The 21,643-nt window shown below is 69.1% G+C and carries 19 protein-coding genes, 1 tRNA gene and 1 other RNA gene; 19 read left to right on the plus strand and 2 right to left on the minus strand.

The window, feature by feature from the left end; translation table 11 throughout:
• Positions 1 to 115 precede the first annotated feature (115 nt).
• From AC1M14_RS06455 to AC1M14_RS06470, 4 genes are all read left to right on the plus strand, one after another.
• On the plus strand, positions 116 to 1,015 hold the full coding sequence (locus AC1M14_RS06455) for a LysR substrate-binding domain-containing protein (protein WP_102773599.1): 900 nt from the start codon (positions 116 to 118) through the stop codon (positions 1,013 to 1,015).
• Between the two features lie 19 nt (positions 1,016 to 1,034).
• Positions 1,035 to 2,018 (plus strand): site-specific tyrosine recombinase XerD, encoded by a 984-nt coding sequence (gene xerD / locus AC1M14_RS06460; protein WP_479731233.1) that lies wholly within the window; start codon positions 1,035 to 1,037, stop codon positions 2,016 to 2,018.
• 34 nt (positions 2,019 to 2,052) lie between these two features.
• A complete protein-coding gene (gene ybaK / locus AC1M14_RS06465; RefSeq protein ID WP_102773597.1) occupies positions 2,053 to 2,544 on the plus strand; it encodes a Cys-tRNA(Pro) deacylase in 492 nt (163 codons plus the stop codon).
• Positions 2,545 to 2,664: 120 nt separating this feature from the next.
• Complete coding sequence (locus tag AC1M14_RS06470) at positions 2,665 to 3,243, plus strand: DJ-1/PfpI family protein (protein WP_479731234.1); 579 nt, start codon at positions 2,665 to 2,667, stop codon at positions 3,241 to 3,243.
• Positions 3,244 to 3,297: 54 nt separating this feature from the next.
• Here the strand turns inward: AC1M14_RS06470 and adhP are convergent, their stop codons facing one another.
• Complete coding sequence (adhP, locus tag AC1M14_RS06475; protein WP_102773595.1) at positions 3,298 to 4,323, minus strand: alcohol dehydrogenase AdhP; 1,026 nt, start codon at positions 4,321 to 4,323, stop codon at positions 3,298 to 3,300.
• Between the two features lie 155 nt (positions 4,324 to 4,478).
• Here adhP and AC1M14_RS06480 point away from each other — a divergent pair, with 155 nt between their 5' ends.
• Positions 4,479 to 4,820, plus strand: a complete 342-nt coding sequence (locus AC1M14_RS06480) for a ribbon-helix-helix domain-containing protein (protein WP_102773594.1) — start codon at positions 4,479 to 4,481, stop codon at positions 4,818 to 4,820.
• Positions 4,821 to 4,887: 67 nt separating this feature from the next.
• Here the strand turns inward: AC1M14_RS06480 and pbpG are convergent, their stop codons facing one another.
• Positions 4,888 to 6,054 (minus strand): D-alanyl-D-alanine endopeptidase, encoded by a 1,167-nt coding sequence (gene pbpG / locus AC1M14_RS06485; RefSeq protein WP_168202162.1) that lies wholly within the window; start codon positions 6,052 to 6,054, stop codon positions 4,888 to 4,890.
• A gap of 336 nt (positions 6,055 to 6,390) precedes the next feature.
• Between pbpG and AC1M14_RS06490 the strand changes: the two genes are divergently transcribed.
• The 14 genes from AC1M14_RS06490 (at position 6,391) to AC1M14_RS06555 (ending at position 21,643) form a co-directional block, all read left to right on the plus strand.
• Positions 6,391 to 6,672: a type II toxin-antitoxin system Phd/YefM family antitoxin gene (locus AC1M14_RS06490; RefSeq protein ID WP_479731235.1), complete on the plus strand. Its 282-nt coding sequence runs from the start codon at positions 6,391 to 6,393 to the stop codon at positions 6,670 to 6,672.
• Positions 6,669 to 6,995, plus strand: coding sequence for a type II toxin-antitoxin system RelE/ParE family toxin (locus tag AC1M14_RS06495; protein WP_479731236.1), 327 nt, complete (start codon positions 6,669 to 6,671; stop codon positions 6,993 to 6,995). The genes AC1M14_RS06490 and AC1M14_RS06495 overlap by 4 nt, the downstream gene beginning before the upstream one ends.
• Before the next feature lie 59 nt (positions 6,996 to 7,054).
• Positions 7,055 to 7,129 (plus strand) — tRNA-Arg (locus tag AC1M14_RS06500).
• 175 nt (positions 7,130 to 7,304) lie between these two features.
• Positions 7,305 to 8,504 carry an MFS transporter gene (locus AC1M14_RS06505; RefSeq protein WP_102773591.1) on the plus strand — a complete coding sequence of 400 codons (1,200 nt, stop codon included), beginning with the start codon at positions 7,305 to 7,307 and terminating at the stop codon, positions 8,502 to 8,504.
• Between the two features lie 12 nt (positions 8,505 to 8,516).
• Complete coding sequence (locus tag AC1M14_RS06510; RefSeq protein ID WP_168202161.1) at positions 8,517 to 8,678, plus strand: hypothetical protein; 162 nt, start codon at positions 8,517 to 8,519, stop codon at positions 8,676 to 8,678.
• A gap of 106 nt (positions 8,679 to 8,784) precedes the next feature.
• Positions 8,785 to 11,448, plus strand: coding sequence for a PD-(D/E)XK nuclease family protein (locus tag AC1M14_RS06515; protein WP_209165791.1), 2,664 nt, complete (start codon positions 8,785 to 8,787; stop codon positions 11,446 to 11,448).
• A gap of 3 nt (positions 11,449 to 11,451) precedes the next feature.
• Positions 11,452 to 14,901 (plus strand): UvrD-helicase domain-containing protein, encoded by a 3,450-nt coding sequence (locus tag AC1M14_RS06520; RefSeq protein WP_479731237.1) that lies wholly within the window; start codon positions 11,452 to 11,454, stop codon positions 14,899 to 14,901.
• Positions 14,902 to 15,089: 188 nt separating this feature from the next.
• An RNA gene (gene ffs / locus AC1M14_RS06525) (signal recognition particle sRNA small type) lies at positions 15,090 to 15,187 on the plus strand.
• 165 nt (positions 15,188 to 15,352) lie between these two features.
• Positions 15,353 to 17,395: a DNA polymerase III subunit gamma/tau gene (locus AC1M14_RS06530; protein ID WP_479731238.1), complete on the plus strand. Its 2,043-nt coding sequence runs from the start codon at positions 15,353 to 15,355 to the stop codon at positions 17,393 to 17,395.
• A gap of 45 nt (positions 17,396 to 17,440) precedes the next feature.
• Positions 17,441 to 17,767 (plus strand): YbaB/EbfC family nucleoid-associated protein, encoded by a 327-nt coding sequence (locus AC1M14_RS06535; protein ID WP_102773587.1) that lies wholly within the window; start codon positions 17,441 to 17,443, stop codon positions 17,765 to 17,767.
• Between the two features lie 37 nt (positions 17,768 to 17,804).
• Positions 17,805 to 18,413, plus strand: coding sequence for a recombination mediator RecR (gene recR, locus AC1M14_RS06540; protein WP_102773586.1), 609 nt, complete (start codon positions 17,805 to 17,807; stop codon positions 18,411 to 18,413).
• Between the two features lie 117 nt (positions 18,414 to 18,530).
• Positions 18,531 to 19,820 carry a CaiB/BaiF CoA transferase family protein gene (locus tag AC1M14_RS06545; protein ID WP_102773585.1) on the plus strand — a complete coding sequence of 430 codons (1,290 nt, stop codon included), beginning with the start codon at positions 18,531 to 18,533 and terminating at the stop codon, positions 19,818 to 19,820.
• Entirely contained in the window at positions 19,801 to 20,841 is a 1,041-nt protein-coding gene (locus AC1M14_RS06550; protein ID WP_479731239.1) for an ABC transporter substrate-binding protein, read from the plus strand. The genes AC1M14_RS06545 and AC1M14_RS06550 overlap by 20 nt, the downstream gene beginning before the upstream one ends.
• Positions 20,834 to 21,643, plus strand: a complete 810-nt coding sequence (locus AC1M14_RS06555; RefSeq protein WP_102773583.1) for an ABC transporter ATP-binding protein — start codon at positions 20,834 to 20,836, stop codon at positions 21,641 to 21,643. Before AC1M14_RS06550 ends, AC1M14_RS06555 begins: the two co-directional genes overlap by 8 nt.

Consider the following 21,643-nt stretch of genomic DNA (forward strand, 5'->3'; position numbering starts at 1 on the left):
TGGGACATCCGAGCATAATGTTCCTTGATCGCACAATGCAATTGATAAAATTGCACAATCTATTGACCCACGGGCACGACATCCCGATGTTGCGCCGCGGCATGCTTCCTGCCCCATGAGAAACGGCATTCCCAACCTGAGCGCCCTGCAGGCGTTCGAAGCCTCGGCCCGCCTGGGCAGCTTTTCGCGCGCGGCCGAGGAACTGTCCCTGACGCACAGCGCCGTCTACCGGCAGGTGGCCAGCCTGGAGGCGCGCCTGGGGGTGCAGCTCTTTACCCGGGTGCGCCGGCGCATCGTGCTGACCGATCATGGCGCGGAATACGCGGGCCGCATCCGCCACCACCTGGACCAGATCGAAAAAGACACCTTCGGCCTGGTCAGCCGCACCGGTATGGGCCGCAGCATCCACATCGCCGTGGTGCCCACCCTGGCGACCACCTGGCTGATTCCGCGGCTGGCCGATTTCCAGCGCGCGCATGGCGACATCACCGTCAGCCTGTCGGTGCGCACGCTGCCTTTCCAGTTCAAGGACCAGCCCTTCGACGGCGCGCTCTACCACGGCGACGGCCTGTGGCCGGGCACCCAGGGCGTGCTGCTGTTTCCCGAGCGCGAGCTGATTCCGGTATGCGCGCCCGAACTGGCCGCGCGCGCGGCCGAAGCCGGGGCCAGCGCGCTGGCCGGCATGACCCACCTGCACCTGGCGTCGCGTCCGGAGGCGTGGCGCCAGTGGTATGGCGCCAATGGTTATCTCTATGGCCCGCAGGCCGCCGGCGGCCCCCGCTACGAACTGTTCACCATGGTGATGGCGGCGGTGCAGGCCGGCCTGGGCGTGGGCCTGATGCCGCGCTTCCTGGCCCAGCCGGCGCTGGACCGGGGCGCGCTGGCGATGCCGGTGGCGCAGGCGCTGGCGGTCAGCCAGGGCTATTACTTCGGCTATCCGCAGCGCAGCGAGCGGTCCGAGGCGCTCAGGCTCTTCGAAAACTGGCTGAAGTCCGCCGCCGCCGACCAGCGCTGAGCCGTAGAATCCTCCCATCATGCCCGACACCCGACCGCCGCTGGCCTCGCAGGCCGACATCGACGCTTTCATCGACGCCGTCTGGCTCGAGGACGGCCTGTCGGCCAACACCCTGGCCGCCTACCGGCGCGACCTGACGGGCTTCGCCCGCTGGCTCGAAGACCCCGAGGCCTATGCCCGCGAAATGGCCGACCGCCACGGCCAGGCCGAGCAGATCCAGGCGCCGCCGGCGGGGCCGGCCAAGCCGCTGCGCGACGCGGACAAGGCCGACATCGAGGCCTGGTTCGCCTTCCGCCACGAGGAAACCCGGGCCACCACCGCCAACCGCAGGCTGGCGGCGCTGCGCCGCTTCTATGCCTGGGCGCTGCGCGAACACCGCTGCCAGCGCGATCCCTGCCTGACCCTGGTGGCGGCCAAGCAGCCGCCGCGCATGCCCAAGACGCTGTCCGAGCAGCAGGTGGACGCCTTGCTGCGCGCGCCCGACCTGCAACAGGCCCGCGGCCTGCGCGACCGCGCCATGCTGGAAACCCTGTACGCCACCGGCCTGCGCGTGTCCGAACTGGTGGGCGTGCGCACCCTGGACGTGAGCCTCAACGAGGGCGTGGTGCGCGTGGTGCTGGGCAAGGGCGGCAAGGACCGCCTGGTGCCGCTGGGCGCCGAAGCCGCGCACTGGATCGACCGCTACCTCCAGAGCGGGCGGCCGGAACTGGCGGCCGGCCGCGTGAACGATGCGCTTTTCATCACCGGCCGCGCCGAGCCGATGTCGCGCCAGGCGTTCTGGCAGCTGGTCAAGAAGTACGCCCTGCTGGCCGACATCCGCGCTCCGCTGTCGCCGCACGTGCTGCGCCACGCCTTCGCCACGCACCTGCTGAACCACGGCGCGGACCTGCGCGTGGTGCAGATGCTGCTGGGCCATGCCGACATCTCCACCACGCAGATCTATACCCACGTCGCCCGCGAGCGCCTGAAGGCGCTGCATGCGGCCCACCATCCCCGCGGCTAGTCCGTGCCTTCCGATACCGCTGTTGCGCCCCTCCATGAGCAAAGCCCGCCACGTTTCCGAAACCCCCGCCACCCAGCTCCTCAAGCAACACAAAGTGGCCTACACCGAGCACACCTACGATTACGTGGACCACGGCGGCGCCGGCGAGGCCGCGCGCCAGCTGGGCCTGGACCCGCATGCGGTGGTCAAGACCCTGATCATGGAAGACGAGTCCGCCAGGCCGCTGGTCATCGTCATGCACGGCGACCGCGAAGTCTCCACCAAGAACCTGGCGCGGCAGGCGGGCCTGAAGAAAGTCGAGCCCTGCAAGCCCGAGGTCGCGCAGCGCCATTCCGGCTACCAGGTCGGCGGCACCTCGCCGTTCGGCACGCGCAAGAAGATGCCGGTCTGGGTCGAGGCGCAGGTGCTGGAGTATCCGGTGGTCTACATCAACGGCGGACGGCGCGGCTACCTGATAGGCATCGATCCCAAGGTGCTGGTCAGCCTGCTGGGCGCCCGCGCGGTGTCGGTCGCGCTGGAGCAGTAGGGCGGGTCGCGCGCGGCAGCCCGTGGTATTCCTTTACCACCAGCCGGGCCAGCCGCGGGGCCACAATAGGGCTTCAAACCGGAACCCGGACCACCGGGCGCCCAAACCCAGGAGACCCTCATGAGCAAGCGACTGTTGATGCTGGTCGGCGACTACGCCGAGGACTACGAAACCATGGTGCCGTTCCAGACCCTGCTGGCGGTGGGGCACATGGTGCATGCGGTATGCCCGGACAAGAAGGCCGGCGACACCGTCGCCACGGCCATCCACGATTTCGAGGGCGACCAGACCTATAGCGAAAAGCGCGGTCACAATTTCACGCTCAATTTCGATTTCGACCGGGTCGAGGCCGCGTCGTACGACGGCCTGGTCATCCCGGGCGGGCGCGCGCCGGAATACCTGCGGCTGAACGAAAAAGTGCTGGAGATCGTGCGCGTCTTCGACCAGGCCGGCAAGCCCATCGCCGCCGTGTGCCACGGCGCGCAGCTGCTGGCCGCCGCCGGCATCCTGAAGGGACGCACCTGCTCGGCCTACCCGGCCTGCGCGCCGGAAGTGCGCCTGGCCGGGGGCACCTATGCCGAAATCGGGATCGACCAGGCCTATACCGACGGCAACCTGGTGACCGCGCCCGCCTGGCCCGCGCATCCGGCCTGGCTGTCCCAGTTCCTGGCGCTGCTGGGCACCAAGATCGTTCCCTGACGCGCATGAAAAAGGCGCCCGCTTCGGGGCGCCTTGGCCGCGGTGCGGACGGCTTCAGGCGAAGTCGAGCACGATGCGGCCTTCGATCTGGCCGCGGCGCATGCGGTCGAACACCTCATTGACGTTCTCCAGCCGCTCGGTGGCGACCGTGGCGTGCACCTTGCCTTCGGCGGCGAACTGCAGCGATTCCTGCAGATCCAGGCGCGATCCCACGATGGAGCCGCGCACCGTCACGCCGTTGAGCACCATGTCGAAGATCGACAGCGGGAAGTCGCCCGGGGGCAGCCCGTTGAGCGACACGGTTCCGCCGCGGCGCACCATGCCCAGCGCCTGCTCGAACGCCTTGGGCGAGACCGCCGTGATGAGCGCGCCGTGCGCGCCGCCGATTTCGCGCTTGAGATAGGCGGCCGGATCGGTGGTGCTGGCGTTGACCGCGACCTCGGCGCCCAGGCGGCGCGCGAAGTCCAGCTTGGCGTCGTCGATGTCCACCGCCGCGACGTTCAGCCCCATGGCCTTGGCGTATTGCACCGCCATGTGGCCCAGCCCGCCGATGCCGGAGATCACGACCCAGTTGCCCGGCCGCGTGTCCGTCATCTTCAGTCCCTTGTACACCGTGACGCCGGCGCACAGCACCGGCGCGATCTCGACGAAGCCCACGTTGCCGGGCAGCAGCCCGACGTAGTCGGCGGCCGCCAGCGCGTATTCGGCGAAGCCGCCGTTGACCGAATAGCCCGTGTTCTGCTGCTGTTCGCACAGGGTTTCCCAGCCGCCCAGGCAATGTTCGCAGTGCCCGCAGGCGGAATACAGCCAGGGGATGCCGACGCGGTCGCCTTCCTTCACGTGGGTGACGCCGGCGCCCACCGCCACCACGTGGCCCACGCCTTCGTGGCCGGGAATGAAGGGGGGATTGGGTTTGACGGGCCAGTCGCCCTCGACGGCGTGCAGGTCGGTGTGGCAGACGCCGCAGGCCTCGATCTTCACCAGCAGCTCGCCCGGGCCGGGGCGCGGCACCGCGACTTCCTCGATCGCCAGGGGCTGGCCGAACGCCCGGGCCACCGCCGCTTTCATGGTCTTGTCCATCACTACCTCCGAAGTCCGATCAGTATCGTTATCCTCGAACGCGTGCGTTTTGCCTGCAATGATTTATATCAGCTTTGGCCGCGTCTTGCCGGCCTGCCGACAAACCGCTTACAGTGGCCCCGGGCGTACGACTCGCCCCGAGCCAAGGATCTCCCATGTGTGAAATCTTCATCCGCGCCAGCGAGCAGTCCTACACTCCCGCGTCCCGCTCGCTGCGCCTGCACGGCGTGGCCACCAGCCTGCGGCTCGAACAGCTGTTCTGGGACGTGCTGGAAGAAATCGCGAGCCGCGACGGCATGCGCGTGACGCAGCTGATCGAACGCCTGTACGACGAGCTCATCGCCTACCGGGGCGAGGCCGCCAACTTCACTTCGTTTCTGAGGGTGTGCTGCCTGCGCTACCAGCTCTTGCAGGCCGAAGGCAGGATTCCGCGCGACCGGGCGGTGCCGATCGGCTCGCTCGACGCCCGCGCGGTGCTGGAGGGGCTGGCGGTGTGATGGGTGTCGCGCCCGATGGCCCGAACAAGAACTCAGGCGCTCAACGCGCGCCACCCATCGGCCGGCTTCAACCGCCCGACTGTATCGAAGCCAGCGCCACTTCGTTCTGCACGATGCGGCGGATGCGCACGGCGTCGCCGATGCGCGAGAGCTTGCCCTGCGAATCCAGCAGCACGATGGCCAGATCGCGGCCGTTGATGCGGGCCAGCATCACCAGGCATTCGCCGGCTTCGTTGATGTAGCCGGTCTTGGACACCTTGATGTCCCAGTCGGGCTTGCGCACCAGCAGATTGGTGTTGCGGAACGTCTGCGTGCGGTTGTTGACCTCGACCTCGTACTCGGTGTCGGTGGAGTAGCGGTGGATCAGCGGACGCTGGGCGGCGGCGCGCAGCAGCCGGGCCAGGTCGTGCGGCGAGGACACGTTGTCGCTGGACAGGCCGGTGGGTTCGATGAAGCGCGTGCTGGTCATGCCCAGCGCCTGCGCCTTGGCGTTCATGGCGGCCACGAAGGCCGGCAGGCCGCCCGGGTAGTTGCGGCCCAGCGCGTTGGCGGCGCGGTTTTCCGAGGACATCAGCGCCAGGTGCAGCATGTCGCCGCGCGACAGCTTGGTGCCCACGCGCAGCCGCGAGGTGGTGTGCTTGAGGCCGTCGATGTCTTCGTCGGTGATCTCCAGCATCTCGTCCATCGGCAGGTTGGCGTCGACCACCACCACGGCGGTCATCAGCTTGGAGATGGAAGCGATGGGACGCACCACGTTTTCGTTCTTGGCGAAGATGACCGTGGACGTCTCCAGGTCCTGCACATAGGCGGTGCTGGAACGCAGGGCGGCCACTTCGGCGCGCGTGGAGGCGGCCGGCGGCGGCATGGCGGCCGAGCTGGCCGCCACCGCCGCGCGTTGCGCCCGCGACGGCTTGTTGGACTTGCCGCCCTTGCTGGCTGCGCCGCGTTTTTTGGGCGGACTCTTGGAGGCGACCTGCTTGCCGCTCTTGGACGCGGCGGCCTTCTTGGCCGACGAGCTCTTGGGCGCGGCCTTGGCCGAGGAGGTCTTGGGAGGGGTTTTCTTGGCGGCAGGCGCCTTCTTGGCCTGCTGCGCCTTGCAGGCCGACGACTTCGCGTTGGTCTTGCAGGGATCGGTGTTCTTGGCGGCCAGCGCCGCGGAGGGCAGGAGCGCGCACATCGCCAGCGCCATCGGCGCTATCGCGTTCGCAATCGCACGTTTCCAGGAAAATGCCATGGTCTGAGCAGGCTTGTCAGTGTGTGAACAAATATTTCTTAAGCCGGCGTTCCGTCGGTTCAGGAAAAGTCGAAATGAATTAGTGGCTTACGCGTCGAATTTAAACAGCAATTTCAAGTGATGCGCAAGACGATTCGCTATCATCGATGAAAAAAATAATAGTGACGTATTGACGCATGCCCGGAATCGTCACAAGACGCGTCACGAGACGCTAACGGCGTACGGCGCGTGAGCGTAGCCCGGATTAACCCTCATTTGGCTGAACGCGGGCCGCGTCAGACGGGAAAGACTGAATTAAGACTATGATTGGTCTTGCCGAATCCGCCGGAGCAGCCCATGAAGTACTCCACCCAGGTCAAGCCAATCAGTTACCTGAAAAGCCATACCGCCCAGATCGTGAAGGACATCTCCGAGAGCCGCGAGCCGATGCTCATCACGCAAAATGGCGAAGCCAAGCTGGTCGTCATGGACGTCCAGAGCTACGAAGAGCAGGAGCAGGCCATGGCGCTGCTGCAGCTCCTGGCCCAGGGCCGCGCGCAGATCGAGGAAGGAAAGATCGTTGCCGCGGAGGACGTCTTCGCCCGAATCGAGGCCATGGATCAGGACGACGGGCAATGAGTGGCAAGGTGGTCTTTCTCCAGTCCGCCGTCGATGATCTCCATGAAATCCGCCGCTACATCAGAAAGCGCTTCTCCCAGGCCGTATGGCTGGATGCGTACGCCAGGATCAAAAAAGCCATTTTGAATCTTGAGCGGTTTCCCCACGCCAGCCATGCCCCGGCCGAACTGCCGGCCATGCATTTCCTGGAAATCATCGTCGCCAGGAACCGCGTGATCTATGAAGTGCTGGGCGATACCGTCTACATCCATCTGATCTGCGATACGCGGCAGGATTTCAAGACCAGGCTTGCGCGCCGGCCCGTCCGCGCCCTCAGGCCGTAGCGTCCGCAGGGCTTTTCCATTGCCGCGCGATAAAAGCGATACAATGCCGCGCTTGGTGTGTCTCCGTAGTTCAATGGATAGAACAAGGACCTCCTAAGTCCTAGATACAGGTTCGATTCCTGTCGGAGACGCCACCTCCCATCATTGCCCCGGGCGCTTCAGCCCCGCCTCCTTCCCCATCCCCGATCCGAACCGCCGCGGCGCTGCGAAGCCGGCGCCGGAAGTTGTATATGATGTTTGATCCGGCCCGCTGCGCCGGACCGCTCCGAGGAGGGGGCGGAAAACCAAAAACAACGAGACACGGATTTCATGTCCAACCCATCCGATACGATTTCCATGCGCACCATTGCGCTGGGCACGCTGGTCGTGCTGCTTGCCATGGGCGTGCGCGCCACCTTCGGCCTGTTCATGCAACCGATGGGGCTGGCCCACGGCTGGGGCCGCGAAGTGTTTTCCATGGCGTTCGCGCTGCAGAACCTGGTGTGGGGCGTGGCCTGTATTTTCATGGGCATCCTGGCCGACCGATACGGTTCGGGCCGCACCATCGCCCTGGGGGCGCTGCTGTACATGCTGGGCATGATCGGCACGCGCTTCGCCACCGACGAGACCACGCTGTACCTGACCGCCGGCGTGCTGGTCGGGCTGGGGCAGGCGGGCACGACGTTTCCGGTGATCCTGCCGGTGGTGGCCCGTTCGGTGCCGCCGGCCTATCGCAGCACCGCCATGGGCATCGCCAGCGCGGGCGGCTCGATGGGGCAGTTCGCCGTGGTGCCCACCGGCCAGCTGCTGATCAGCGGGCTGGACTGGCCGGGCGCGCTGTGGGTGCTGTCGCTGTTCGTCGCCTGCGGCGCGCCGCTGGCCTATTTCCTGCGCGGCCGGCCGCAGGCCCATTCGGGTCCGCAGCAGTCGCTGGCCGCCGCGGTCAAGCAGGCCGTGCGCCATCCGTCGTTCCATTTCCTGTTCTGGAGCTACTTCGTCTGCGGCTTCCACACGGCGTTCATCACGCTGCACCTGCCGGCCTACGTTACCGATGGCGGCCTGACGGCGGGGCACGGCGCCACCGCCATCGCGCTGATCGGGCTGTTCAACGTGCTGGGTTCGTTCTATGCCGGCAAGCTGGGCGGCAAGTACAGCAAGAAGCGCCTGCTGGCCGCGGTGTACGGCATGCGCGCCTTCGGCATCCTGCTGTTGCTGTGGCTGCCGCTGTCGCCCTGGGTGCTGTATGCCTTCGCCGCCTGGATGGGCCTGTTCTGGCTGGGAACGGTGCCGCTCACGCAGGGCCTGATCGGGCAGATCTACGGCCTGCGCTATGCGGCCACGCTGTCGGGCATCGTGTTCCTGGGCCACCAGATCGGCAGCTTCATCGGCGTCTGGCTGGGCGGATACGCCTACGCCAGGACCGGCAGCTACGACCTGGTGTGGTGGCTGGGCGTGGCGCTGGCCGTCATCGCCGCGCTGCTGTGCCTGCCGGTGCGCGAGCAGCCGGTGGCCCAGCCCGTTCCCGCCTGACCCGGAGCCGCCATGACGTCCAGACCCGTCCAGCCGTCCTCGTCCCGCCGCCGCGGCTGGCGCGTGGCCGGCGGGCTGGCGCTGGCGGCCTTGCTCGGCCTGGCCTTCTGGGGCTACAGCACGCCCGAGATGCAGATCCACTGGGAAAACCTGGCCGCGCTTTGCGGCTTCTAGTTTCCAGTGCCCGGGCGGCGCGTTCCGCGCCGCCGGCTCGCGGTATCCTACGGCGATATTTTTCTCCTTCATCGGCGCGCGCCGCGGGCGCGCGTCCCGGGTGCCCATGCAGGACTCCTCGCCTATCCATCCCGATCTGTCTCTGCCGGAAATCGGCGCCATGCCGGCCGCCGGCACCTTGGTGCTGACCGTCAACAACCGCCTGTCGCGCCGCCTGACGCTGGAGCTGGCCGGCCTGCTGCGCCAGGAGCGCCAGGTCAGCGAACTGCCGCGCATCCTGCCGCTGTCGGCCTGGCTGGCCGAATCCGCCAACGAGCTCGCATTCGAGGCCGATGAGGGCGTGCCGGCCTACCGGCTGGACAGCTTCGCCACGCAGCTGGTGTGGACCGAGGCGATCCGGGCGGAAGAAGCCGAGCGCGTACTGCTCGACGCCAGCCAGGCCGCGCGCCTGGCCATGGACGCGGACCTGCTCATGGACGAGTGGGACCTCCATGTGCCCTCGGGCGCGGACACCGACGAATACCGCGGCTTCGCCAGATGGCGCGAGCGTTATCGCCAGGTGCTGGCCGGCATCGACGCCGAGGACGCGAACCAGGGTTATGCGCGCGTGCTGCGCGCGCTGGAGGATGGACGGCTGCCCATCCCGCGGCAGCTGGTGCTGGCCGGTTTCACCGACCTGTCGCCGCGGTTCCGGCGCCTGCTGCGCGCCTTCGAAGCGCAGGGCGCGGCCGTCGCGCAGTGGCGCGATGCGCAGCGCGTGGAAACCGCGGCGCGCCGCTACGAGGCCGCGGACCAGGGGGCGCAATGGCGCGCCGCCGCGGCCTGGGCGGCCGAACGCCTGAAGCAGAATCCGCATGGCCGCTACGCCATCGTGTCGCCGCAGCTTGAGGCGGAATCGCCTTTCGCGCGGCGGGTATTGAGCCAGGCCCTGGCCGGACGCGGCGGCCAGGCCGCATATGCCTTCAACGTGGCGGTGGGCCGGCCGCTGAACGAATGGCCGATGGCGCGCGCCGCGCTCGCCTGGCTGCGCGCCCTGGCCGAATGCGCGCCGGGCAAGGGCTGCGGCGTCGAAGTGCTGGGCGCTGCGCTGCTGGGCGGGCATTGCGCCGGCGACGTGCGCGACCGCGCGCGGCTGGCCTCGATCGACGCGCGCTGGCGGCGCCAGGCGCAGCTGCACGTCAGCCCGCAGGACTGGCGCAAGCTGCTGGCCGATCTGCCGTCGCTGGCGCAGGCCTGGGACCAGGCCATGGAAGTCTGGACGCGCGGCGGCAAGCAGGCCACCTGCGACGTCTGGATGCTGCGCATGAAGGCCGCGCTGACGGCGCTGGGCTTTCCGGGCGAAGCCGTGCTCGACAGCGTGGGCTACCAGGTGATGGGCGCGCTGGGCGATGCGCTGGGCAGTTTTTCCGCGCTGGCGCCGGCGGCGGGCCGCCTGGGCGGGCTGGCCGCCGTCAACCTGCTGGAGAGTGTGGCGCGGTCCGCCTCGTTCCAGCCGCAGCGCGATCCGCTGGCGCGCCTGGACGTGCTGGGCCTGCTGGAAGCCGAGGGCGGCTACTGGGACGGCGTCTGGATACTGGGCCTGACCGACGACGTGCTGCCCGCTTCGCCCAAGCCCAATCCGCTGCTGCCGCTGGCGGTGCTGCGCCAGGCCAAGGCGCCGCGCGCCACGCCGGAGCGCGAGCGCGAATGGGCCGAAGGCATGTACGCCGCGCTGTGCCGCTGCGCGCCGGAGATCATCGTCAGCCACGCGCACATGGACGGCGAGCGCGAATTGCGTCCGTCGCCGCTGATCGCCGCCGCGCCCCTGACCGACTGGACGCCCGCGGCGCAACCGGCGCCGGCGGCCTTGCCGCAGGAATCGCTGGACGACACGCAAGGCCCGCCGCTGGCGGCGGGCAATCGCGGCGGCGGCGGCCTGGACGTGCTGGACACGCAGGCGCGCAACCCGCTGTGGGCCTTCGTGCGCCATCGCCTGGGCGGGCGCGAACTGGCCTCCTACGCCGATGCGGCCGGGGTGAACGTGCGCGGCCAGTTCCTGCACAAGGCCCTGGAACTGCTGTGGGGCATGATGCCCGACCAGGAAAAACTGCACGAGCTGATGGCTGAACGTCGCCTGCCGGACCTGGTGGCGCAGGCCGTGGCGCAGGCCGCCGACGAGGAACTGAAAGACTACGCGCCGGCCTTGCGCACGCTGGAGTGCCAGCGCGCGCAGACCGTGCTGGCGGCCTGGCTCGACAAGGAAGCGCAGCGCCTGCCGTTCGCCGTGGCCCAGGTTGAAAAAAACCATCAGTGGCAGCGCGGCGCGCTGGTGCTGAAGCTGCGGCTGGACCGCATCGACAGCCTGCAGGACGGCCGCAACGTCATCGTGGACTACAAGACCGGCGCGGCCCCGGCCCGGCCCGAGCCGGACTGGTCGCGCAGCCGCCCCGTGAACCTGCAGCTGCCGTTCTACGCTTCGGTGCTGGCCGAGGCCGCCGGCGGCGACGTGGCCGGCCTGGTGCTGGCGCAGATCCACGCGCGCCAGGTCGCCGTGGCCGGCCTGGCCGACGAGGACCTGGGCATGGAGGGCGTGACCCTGGCCAGCGACAGCAAATTCTTCGAAGGCCTGTCGTGGCCGCAGATACGCGAGCGCTGGCGCGCCGCCATCGAAGCGCTGGCCGATGAATACGTCGCGGGCCATGCGGCCAACGTGGCCTACCGCCGCGACGACTTGAAATACTGCGATGCATTGCCGTTCCTGCGTTTGCATCTGGACGACGAGGACGCTTGATCCATGGCTGAACAAGAACGACTGCCGCACGACCACGCCGCGCGCGCCGCCGCGCTGGACCCGACGCGATCCTTCCTGGTGCAGGCGCCCGCCGGCTCGGGCAAGACCGAGTTGCTGACCGACCGCATCCTGGCGCTGCTGGCCACGGTCAACCGTCCGGAAGAAATCGTCGCCATCACCTTCACGCGCAAGGCCGCCTCCGAGATGCACGCGCGCGTGCTCAGCAAATTGCGTCGCGGGCAGGACGGCCCGCCCGAGGCCATGCACGAACGCCGCAGCTGGGAGCTCGCGCGCGCCGCCCTGGCGCGCAACGACGAGCTGGGCTGGCACCTGCTGGAGCATCCGGCGCGGCTGGCCATCCGCACCATCGACTCGTTCTGCGCCGGCCTGGTGCGCAGCATGCCGTGGCTGTCGGAGCTGGGCGGCATGCCCGAGATCACCGACGACGCGCGCGCGCACTACGAGGCCGCGGCCCGCGCCACGCTGGAACTGGCCGACGACTACGAGGCCGTGCGCATCCTGCTCAAGCACCTGGACGTGGACGTGCAGGCGGCCAAGGAAGCCATCGCCGACATGCTGGGCCAGCGCGACCAATGGCTGCCGCTGCTGCGCCACGGCTCCGACCGCGAGGCGCTGGAAACCATGCTGGCCGAGGCCATCGGCGAGGACCTGGACTCGCTTTGCGCGGCCATGCCTTATGGCTGGGCCGAGGCGCTTTGCAGCCCGGCGCGGCTGGCCGCCGCCTGCCTGCAGGACGGCGAAGCCGAGAACAAGCTGCAGGCGCTTCTGGACTGGACCGAAGAACTGCTGCCCGACGCCGACATGCTGGACCAATGGCAGGCCGTGGCGCATCTGCTGCTGACGGGCACCGGCACCTTGCGCAAGACCGTCACCAAGACCCTGGGCTTTCCGCCCAAATGCGCGCACAAGGAACCGTTCGTGGCCTGGCTGGACGCCGCCGACCCGGACGCGCCATGGGTGCGCCGCCTGCACGCGATCCGCGACGTGCCCGCGCCGCATTTCAGCGACGAGCAATGGGAAGTGCTGGGCGCGCAGCTGATGACGCTGGCGCTGGCGGTGGCGCAGCTGCGGCTGCGCTTTGCCGACACGGGCGAAGTGGATTTCATCGAGATCGCGCAGCGCGCCGCCGCCGCGCTGGGCAGCGCCGACGATCCCGGCGAACTGCTGCTGAAGCTCGACGCCTCGATCCGCCATCTGCTCATCGACGAATTCCAGGACACCAGCCAGACGCAGCTGGACCTGCTGCGCACGCTGACCTCGGGCTGGCAGGCCGGCGACGGCCGCAGCCTGTTCCTGGTGGGCGATCCGATGCAATCGATCTACCGCTTCCGCAAGGCCGAAGTGGGCCTGTTCCTGGAAGTGGCGGACATCGGCGTGGGCGAGCTGAAGCCCGACTTCCTCAACCTCACCGACAACTTCCGCTCGCAGGCCGGCATCGTCGAATGGGTCAACCAGTCGTTCGCGCAACTGCTGCCGCGGCGCAGCGACGCGGCCGCCGGCGCCATCGCCTACAGCCCGTCGACCGCGTTTCACGAGGCATTGCCGGAGCCGGCGGTGCGCTTCCATCCCGCGTGGTCGCGCGAGGGAATGGCCGCCGCCGAGGAACAGGCCGAGGACATCGCGGTGGACCTGGTGCGCCAGGCGCTGATCGAGCACAAGGGCGCCAGGCATCCCGTCGCGGTGCTGGTGCGCGCGCGCAGCCACCTGGGCAACCTGACCCGCAGGCTGGCGCAGGAAGGCATACGCTGCCGCGCGGTGGACCTGGTGCCGCTGGCGCTGCGGCCGGTGGTGGCCGACCTGGTGCAGCTGGTGCGCGCCTTGTCGCATCCCGGCGACCGCCTGGCCTGGCTGTCGGTGCTGCGCGCGCCGTACTGCGGCCTGACGCTGACTTCGCTGCAGCGGCTGTTCGGCGACGACCACATCACGCCGGTGCCGGTGCTGCTGGAGCGCGCGCTGCGCATCACGCCGCAGACCGCGCCCGCGGCCGCCAGCGCCGGGCCGCAAGGTTCGTTGTTCGACGCGGCGCCCGTCGCGCCGGAAACGCCGTCCGCGCAAGCCGTGCTCGGCGCCGACGAGTTCGCGCGCCTGCGGCAGGTGGCGGGCATCTTGCTGGACACGCGCAACGCCTCGGGCGCGATGCCGTTCGCCGCCTGGGTCGAATCGCTGTGGCGCCGCCTGGGCGGCCCGTCCTTGTACGCCGGCGTGTCGGTGGCCAACGACGCGGAAAGCCTGTTCCAGCTAGTCGAGCGGCTGGCGCCGCACGGCGCCATCGACGCCGCGGCGCTGGACGCCGGCATCGCGCGCCTGTTCGCCGCCCCGGACGCGGCCGACGAGGACGCGGGCGCGGTCGAGATCATGACCATGCACAAGTCCAAGGGCCTGCAATTCGAGACGGTCATCCTGTACGGCCTGCACCGCGCCCCGCGCGGCGACCAGGCGCCGCTGGTGCGTTTCGAACACAGCGGCGGCCGCGTGCTGTTCGGCCCGGTCAAGCCGCGCGCCGAAACCGAAGCCGACCCGGTGTCGCGCTACCTCGGCGCGCGCGAAGCGCGCCGTGCGTCGTATGAAGTCGACCGCCTGCTGTACGTGGCCGCCACGCGTGCGCGCAAGCGCCTGCATCTGGTGGGCCACCTGTCGGTGGACGAGGCCAGCGGCCAGGTCAAGCCGCCGCCGCCGGCCAGCCTGCTGGGCCGCCTGTGGCCCTGCCTGGCCGCGCCGACGCCGCCCTCGCTGGACGGCGAGACCGCGCCGCAGGCCGAGGACGGCCCCGAACTGCAGGGCGAACCGCTGCGGCGCGTGGACAGCGCGGGCCTGGCGCAACTGGCGCGCCTGGCCGACGAAGTCGCCAGCCCCGGCTTCGCCGCTCCCGCGCGCGGCGCCTGGGGCGAGGGCGCCGAACATCCCGCCTGGCAGCTCGAAGCCGGCTACGACGCCGCCATCGGCACCCTGGCCCACGCCTGGCTGGCCCGCATCGGCCAGGACGGCGCCCAAGCCTGGCCCGCCCAGGCCCTGGCCGACCGCCTGCCCGCCATGCGCCGCCAACTCACCCGCGCCGGCATCCCCGCCAGCCAGGCCGACGCCGCCGCCGAAGCCGTGCTGGACACCCTGCAAGCCACCCTGGCCGACGAACGCGGCCTGTGGCTGCTCTCGCAATCCGGCGCCCGCCGGGAATGGCCCCTCATCGACGCCGCCGGCAAGGTCTCCGTCATCGACCTGGCCCTGAGCACCGAAGACGGCTGGCTCATCGTCGACTACAAAACCGGCCGCCCCCATCCCGGCGAATCCGCCACCGCCTTCGCCCAACGCATGCGCCAACGCCACGGCGAACAACTGCAACGCTACTGCACCCAGGTAACCGCCCTGGACGGCCGCAAAGCCAGAGCCGCTCTCTATTTCCCAAGAGCAAAAACCTGGATAGATCTGCAGCCTTAAAAAAGCCGCCCTCACAAACAAGCAAGCAAGGCAAAGCGAAGCGAGCCGAAGGGGACAAGCGCAGCGAAGTCCCCACCCCCTCCCTCCTGGAGGGAGGGCCGGGGAGGGAGCCCACATATTGCCCCCAGGGGCCCGCCACTTGGAATTCGAGCGAGCAAGCGAAGCGCAGCTCTGCTAGAATTCCAAGTGGCGGGCCCCTTCGCATGGTTCGACGGTGAACCTGGTCAGGTCGGGAACGAAGCAGCCATAGTCGTTTAGGGTCAGTGCCGGAGTAAGGCTCGCCATCCGGATTCTTCAAAGCAGGGGGTCATGACATATGCATGACCCTTTGTTTTCCTGAGGGGACGGGGTTATTTTCCAGGGATACGCCCACGAAAATAAGCCCGTCCCCTTTGCATTGCAGCCGGCGTCTTTTCGAGCCAGCTCGCGAAACAGGCTCTACAATCCACCCATGACTTATCTGGTACTGGCCCGCAAGTGGCGGCCGCGATCGTTCGATACCCTCGTGGGACAGGATCACGTGGTGCGCGCATTGACGCATGCGCTCGACACGCAACGCCTGCACCACGCATGGCTGTTCACCGGGACCCGCGGGGTGGGCAAGACCACGCTTTCGCGCATCCTGGCCAAATCGCTCAACTGCGTGACCGGCATCACGTCCAAGCCTTGCGGCGTGTGCCAGGCCTGCACGGAAATCGACGCAGGGCGCTTCGTCGACTACCTCGAACTGGACGCGGCCTCGAACCGCGGCGTCGAGGAAATGACGCAGCTGCTGGAGCAGGCCGTGTACGCGCCCGGCGCGGGACGCTTCAAGGTCTACATGATCGACGAAGTCCACATGCTGACCGGGCATGCGTTCAACGCCATGCTCAAGACGCTCGAAGAGCCGCCGCCGCACGTCAAGTTCATCCTGGCCACCACCGACCCGCAGAAGATTCCGGTGACGGTGCTGTCGCGCTGCCTGCAGTTCAACCTCAAGCAGATGCCGGCCGACTCCATCGTCGGCCACCTGCAGGCCGTGCTCGGCCAGGAAGAGGTGGGCTTCGAAGTGCCGGCGCTGCGGCTGATCGGGCAGGCGGCCGCGGGCTCCATGCGCGACGCGCTGTCGCTGACCGACCAGGCCATCGCCTATAGCGCCGGCAACCTCACCGAAGAAGCCGTGCGCGGCATGCTCGGCACCATCGACCAGCGCCACCTGGTGCGCCTGCTGGACGCGCTGTCCACCGGCGACGCCAAGGGCGTGCTGGCGGTGGCCGACGAACTGGCGGTGCGCGGCCTGTCCTATACCGGCGCGCTGGCCGATCTGGCCGTGCTGCTGTCGCGCGTGGCCATCGAGCAGCGCGTCAGCGGCGTGACGCCGGCCGAGGACCCGCTGGCGGCGGACATCGCGCGCCTGGCGCTGTCGCTGCATCCCGACGCGGTGCAGCTGTTCTATTCCGTCGCCGTGCACAGCCGCGGCGAGCTGACGCTGGCGCCCGACGAATACGCGGGCTTCATCATGGCCTGCCTGCGCATGCTGGCGCTCAACGGCGATGCCGGCCCGCAGACCGCGGTGGAGGCGCCCGCCGTCCCGGCCCGCCAGACGGCAGACCCGGTCGCCGCGCCCGCGCCCGTCGCCGCGCCGCAGCCCGCGCCTGCAGCGCAGCCGCAGCCGGCGCCCGCACCGGCGCCGACTCCCGCGCCTACGCCCGCACCCGCCGCTGCCGCCGCACCCGAACCGGCAAGCCCGGAGCCCGCCGCCGAAGCGCAGAGCGTGCCGCCCTGGGAAGAGCTGCCGGCCGAGCCGGCAGCAGCCTCTCCCGACGCGTCCGACCGCGCGCCCGCGTCCGCCGCCGCCCTGGCGGTCACGCCGGCCGCAGCGGTCGCCGCCGCGCCGGCCGCGCCCGAGGCCGTCGACGGCCCGCCGTCCTGGGTCGACGAGGAAATCCCGTACGACGCCGAAGCCGGTTTCGCCCCGGACAACGGTTTCACGGCGGACCCGGACGATGACGAATTCGAAACCCTGGCTCCGCCGGGCGCCGCGCCGGCCGCGGCCGCGCCCGTGCGGCGCGAAGGCCCGGCGCCTGCCCGCAAGCGCGGCTCGCGCGCGCGCATCGCCGACATGACCGCGGCGGGCTGGCCCGAGCTGGCCGCGCGCCTGCCGGTCACCGGCCTGGCCGCCGAACTGGCGCGCCAGAGCGAATGGGCCGGCGTGCAGGGCGACGCCATCGTCCTGCGCGTGGCCGTCAAGACGCTGGCCGAAAGCGAAAGCCGCATCCGCCTGCAGACGGTGCTGTGCGAGCATTTCGGCCAGGGCATACGATTGGACGTGGAAGTCGGCGTGACCGGCGACGCCACGGCGCACGCCGTGGCCCAGGCCGAACGCGCCGCCCGCCAGCAGGCCGCCGAGGACGCGGTCGCGGCAGATCCCTTCGTGCAGGCGCTGGTGGCCGATTTCGGCGGACAGGTCGTCGCCGGCTCCATCCGCCACGTCGATTCCCCGGCCGCCGCCTGAGGCGGCGGCAATCTCCCATTCCCCTAGTTCAAGGAAGCACCGATCATGATGAAAGGACAACTCGCCGGCCTGATGCGCCAGGCGCAGCAGATGCAGGAAAACATGAAGAAGGCGCAGGACGCGCTGGCCGAGATCCTGGTCGAAGGCGCCTCCGGCGGCGGCCTGGTCAAGGTCACCATGACCTGCCGCCACGACGTCAAGCGCGTCGCCATCGACCCGTCGCTGCTGGGCGACGACAAGGACATGCTGGAAGACCTGGTCGCCGCCGCGTTCAACGACGCGCTGCGCAAGGCCGAGGCCACTTCCCAGGAAAAAATGGCGTCGGTCACCGCCGGCATGCCGCTGCCCCCGGGCATGAAGCTGCCGTTCTGATTCCGGCCCCGGCCGCGACGGACCACGATGGACCCCGATGGACCCTTTACTGCCCGAACCCGAACCGCTGGTGTCGCTGATCGAGGCGCTGCGGCGCCTGCCCGGCGTGGGCGTGCGCTCCGCCAGGCGCATGGCCTATCACCTGCTGCAGCATGATCCGCAAGGCGCGGACATGCTTGGCCGGGCGCTGGCCAGCGCGGTGCGGGACCTGAAGCACTGCGCCCGCTGCAACAGCTTTTCGGAAGAAGAGGTCTGCGGCACCTGCAGCAATCCCAAGCGCGACCGCAGCCTGCTGTGCATCGTCGAAACTCCGGCCGACCAGAACATGATCGAGTCCAGCCACGGCTACCGCGGCCTGTACTACGTGCTGATGGGCCGGGTGGCGCCGCTGGAAGGCATAGGCCCGCGCGAGCTGGATTTCGACCGCGTGATCCAGCGCGCCACCGACGGCGAGGTGCAGGAGGTCATCCTGGCCACCAACTTCACCGCCGAGGGCGAGACCACCGCGCACTTCCTGGGCGAGGCCCTGAGCGAACGCGGCCTGCGCGTGACCAGGCTGGCGCGCGGCGTGCCGGCGGGCAGCGAGCTGGAGTATGTAGATGCAGGCACCATCGCCTGGGCCCTGATGGAACGCAAGACCACCTGAGTGGGACCCACTCCCTACCCGCTATCGCGGGAGGTAAGGTGCCGTACCAAACATCAAATCACGAGCCTTCGGCAACGCATCGAAGGCCGCCTGGAAAATTCCGCGAGGAGACAAACAATGTCAGCGCTGACCGGACTGAAAGTCCTGGAACTCGGCACGCTCATTGCCGGCCCGTTCGCCGCGCGCATCTTCGGCGAATTCGGCGCCGACGTCATCAAGGTCGAGACGCCGCACGGGCCCGACGGCAGCGGCGGCGGCGATCCCATCCGCAGCTGGCGCCACCTGCACGAAGGCAATTCCCTGTGGTGGACCGTGCAGGCCCGCAACAAGCGCTCGATCGCGCTCAACCTGAAAGACCCGCGCGCGCAGGAAATCGCCCGCCGCCTGGCGCTGGAGGCCGACGTGGTGGTCGAGAACTACCGGCCCGGCGTGCTGGAGAAGTGGGGGCTGGGCTACGAACAGCTGCGCGCGGCCAATCCGGCGCTCATCATGGTGCGCCTGTCCGGCTACGGGCAGACCGGCCCCATGAAGGACCAGCCCGGCTTCGGCGCGATCGGCGAATCCATGGGCGGCCTGCGCTACGTGTCGGGCCACCCAGACCGCCCGCCGCTGCGGGTGGGCATTTCCATCGGCGATTCGATCGCCGCGCTGCACGGCGTGATCGGCGCGATGATGGCGCTGCGCCACCGCGACGCCACCGGCGGGCGCTGGAACGGCAAGACGGGCGCCGAGTGCCGGGCCGGGCAGGGGCAGATGGTGGACGTGGCGCTGTACGAGGCCGTGTTCAACATGATGGAGAGCCTGGTGCCCGAGTACGACGTGGCCGGCGTGGTGCGCGAGCGCACCGGCGGCGCGCTGCCCGGCATCGTGCCCTCCAACACCTACACCACGCGCGACGGCCAGAACATCGTCATCGCCGGCAACGGCGACGCGATCTTCCATCGGCTGATGCGCGCCATCGGCCGCGACGACCTGGCCACGGACCCCGACCTGGTGCGCAACGACGGCCGCGCCAGGCGCGTCGAGGAGATCGACGGCGCCATCCAGCAATGGTGCGACGGCCGCGGCATCGAAGAGGCGCTGGGCGTGCTGAAGGCCGCCGACGTGCCGGTGGGCAAGATCTACAGCGTGGCCGACATGTTCGGCGATCCGCAGTTCCTGGCGCGCGGCATGATAGAGCAGCACCGCTTCGCCGACGGCACGCCGGTCAAGCTGCCGGCGGTGGTGCCCAAGCTGTCGGAAACGCCGGGCGGCACGCGCTGGGTGGGGCCGAGATTAGGGGAACATACCGAGGAAGTCCTGAAATCGCTGGGGTATGATTCAGCGGCTATCGACGAGCTGGCGCAGACCGGCGCTATCGGTACACCCGACAACCAGGAGACAAGCAATGTCAGTCACTCGCCGTGATCTGCTCAAGATGGCCGGCGCCGCCGGCGTCATGGGCATGGCGCCCGCCATCGTGCGCGCGCAGAAGCTCGAAAAGACCAAGGTCCAGATCGCAGTCGGCGGCAAACCGCTGATCTACTACCTCCCACTGTCCATCGCGGAAGTCCGCGGCTATTTCAAGGACGAAGGCCTGGACGTCAGCATCGCCGACTTCGCGGGCGGTTCCAAGGCCCTGCAGGCCGTGGTGGGCGGCAGCGCCGACATCGTCTCGGGCGCGTTCGAGCACACGCTGTCCATGCAGTCCAAGGGCCAGGCCTACCGCGCCTTCGTGCTGCAAGGGCGCGCGCCGATGATAGGCGTGGGCGTGTCCAAGAAGAACCTGCCCGGCTACAAGGGCGCGGCCGACCTGAAGGGCAAGAAGATCGGCGTGACCGCGCCGGGCTCCTCGACCAACATGGTGGTCAGCTTCTTCCTGGCCAAGCACGGCCTGAAGGCCTCCGACGTGTCCTTCATCGGCGTGGGCGCCGGCGCCGGCGCGGTGACCGCGCTGCGCAGCGGCCAGATCGACGCCATCTCCAACACCGACCCCGTGGTGTCCATGCTGGAGATGCCCGGCGACATCCAGGTCATCGTCGATACGCGCACCCTCAAGGACACGCGCGACATCTTCGGCGGCAACATGCCGGCGGGCTGCCTGTACGCGCCCCAGGCGTTCCTCGACGCCAATCCCAACACCGCGCAGGCGCTGGCCAACGCGCTGGTGCGCGCCGACAAGTGGATCCAGAAGGCCGGCCCGGAAGAAATCGCCAAGGTCGTGCCCGAAACCTATCTGCTGGGCGATCCGGCGGTGTACAAGGCCGCCATCGGCAAGAGCATGGAAGGCCTGTCGCCCGACGGCATGATCCCCGAGGACGGCGCGGCCACCGCGCTCAAGGCGCTGGCCGCCTACCAGCCGGACTTCGACGGCTCGAAGATCGACGCCTCCAAGGTCTGGACCAACGATTTCGCGCGCCGCGCCAACGAGAAGTATCCCAATGGCTGAAGCCGCGCTGTCGCTGGACAACATCAGTTGCACCTTTGTCTCGCGTGACGACCGCAGCCAGCGCTACACCGCCGTGGCCGACACTTCCCTGGCGATCGCGCCCGGGGAGTTCGTATCGGTGGTGGGGCCCACGGGCTGCGGCAAGTCCACCCTGCTCAACGTCGGCGCCGGCCTGCTGGCGCCGTCGGCCGGGCAGGTGAAGGTGTTCGGGCAGCCCCTGCAGGGCATCAACGAACGCGCCGGCTACATGTTCCAGGGCGAGGCGCTGCTGCCCTGGCGCAGCGCGCTGGACAACGTGGTGGCCGGGCTGGAATTCGCCGGCGTGCCGCGCCAGGAGGCGCTGGAGCAGGGCCGCGTATGGATGCGCCGGGTCGGCCTGGGCGGCTTCGAGGGCCGCTATCCGCACCAGATGTCGGGCGGCATGCGCAAGCGCGCCATGCTGGCGCAGACCCTGATCCGCGACCCCGACATCATCCTGATGGACGAGCCGTTCTCGGCGCTCGACATCCAGACCCGCCAGCTCATGGAAAACGAGGTGCTGGACCTGTGGATGGCCAAGCGCAAGGCCGTGCTGTTCATCACGCACGACCTGGACGAGGCCATCGCCATGAGCGACCGCGTGGTGGTGCTGTCGGCCGGGCCGGGCACCCATCCCATCGGCGAATTCGCCATCGACCTGCCGCGTCCGCGCGACGTGGCCGAAGTGCGCACCCATCCGCGTTTCGTGGAACTGCACGCCGCGATCTGGGGCGTGCTGCGCGAAGAGGTACTCAAGGGCTATGCCCAACAAAAGCGAGCCTGA

Source organism: Achromobacter sp. SX5, assembly GCF_056711425.1.

What these genes read in the sequence shown, in the direction of transcription:
- AC1M14_RS06455 (WP_102773599.1), top strand. Translation starts at nt 116, where the DNA reads ATGAGAAACGGCATTCCCAACCTGAGCGCCCTGCAGGCGTTCGAAGCC.
- xerD (WP_479731233.1), top strand. Translation starts at nt 1,035, where the DNA reads ATGCCCGACACCCGACCGCCGCTGGCCTCGCAGGCCGACATCGACGCT.
- ybaK (WP_102773597.1), top strand. Translation starts at nt 2,053, where the DNA reads ATGAGCAAAGCCCGCCACGTTTCCGAAACCCCCGCCACCCAGCTCCTC.
- AC1M14_RS06470 (WP_479731234.1), top strand. Translation starts at nt 2,665, where the DNA reads ATGAGCAAGCGACTGTTGATGCTGGTCGGCGACTACGCCGAGGACTAC.
- adhP (WP_102773595.1), bottom strand. Translation starts at nt 4,323, where the DNA reads ATGGACAAGACCATGAAAGCGGCGGTGGCCCGGGCGTTCGGCCAGCCC.
- AC1M14_RS06480 (WP_102773594.1), top strand. Translation starts at nt 4,479, where the DNA reads ATGTGTGAAATCTTCATCCGCGCCAGCGAGCAGTCCTACACTCCCGCG.
- pbpG (WP_168202162.1), bottom strand. Translation starts at nt 6,054, where the DNA reads ATGGCATTTTCCTGGAAACGTGCGATTGCGAACGCGATAGCGCCGATG.
- AC1M14_RS06490 (WP_479731235.1), top strand. Translation starts at nt 6,391, where the DNA reads ATGAAGTACTCCACCCAGGTCAAGCCAATCAGTTACCTGAAAAGCCAT.
- AC1M14_RS06495 (WP_479731236.1), top strand. Translation starts at nt 6,669, where the DNA reads ATGAGTGGCAAGGTGGTCTTTCTCCAGTCCGCCGTCGATGATCTCCAT.
- AC1M14_RS06505 (WP_102773591.1), top strand. Translation starts at nt 7,305, where the DNA reads ATGTCCAACCCATCCGATACGATTTCCATGCGCACCATTGCGCTGGGC.
- AC1M14_RS06510 (WP_168202161.1), top strand. Translation starts at nt 8,517, where the DNA reads ATGACGTCCAGACCCGTCCAGCCGTCCTCGTCCCGCCGCCGCGGCTGG.
- AC1M14_RS06515 (WP_209165791.1), top strand. Translation starts at nt 8,785, where the DNA reads ATGCAGGACTCCTCGCCTATCCATCCCGATCTGTCTCTGCCGGAAATC.
- AC1M14_RS06520 (WP_479731237.1), top strand. Translation starts at nt 11,452, where the DNA reads ATGGCTGAACAAGAACGACTGCCGCACGACCACGCCGCGCGCGCCGCC.
- AC1M14_RS06530 (WP_479731238.1), top strand. Translation starts at nt 15,353, where the DNA reads ATGACTTATCTGGTACTGGCCCGCAAGTGGCGGCCGCGATCGTTCGAT.
- AC1M14_RS06535 (WP_102773587.1), top strand. Translation starts at nt 17,441, where the DNA reads ATGATGAAAGGACAACTCGCCGGCCTGATGCGCCAGGCGCAGCAGATG.
- recR (WP_102773586.1), top strand. Translation starts at nt 17,805, where the DNA reads ATGGACCCTTTACTGCCCGAACCCGAACCGCTGGTGTCGCTGATCGAG.
- AC1M14_RS06545 (WP_102773585.1), top strand. Translation starts at nt 18,531, where the DNA reads ATGTCAGCGCTGACCGGACTGAAAGTCCTGGAACTCGGCACGCTCATT.
- AC1M14_RS06550 (WP_479731239.1), top strand. Translation starts at nt 19,801, where the DNA reads ATGTCAGTCACTCGCCGTGATCTGCTCAAGATGGCCGGCGCCGCCGGC.
- AC1M14_RS06555 (WP_102773583.1), top strand. Translation starts at nt 20,834, where the DNA reads ATGGCTGAAGCCGCGCTGTCGCTGGACAACATCAGTTGCACCTTTGTC.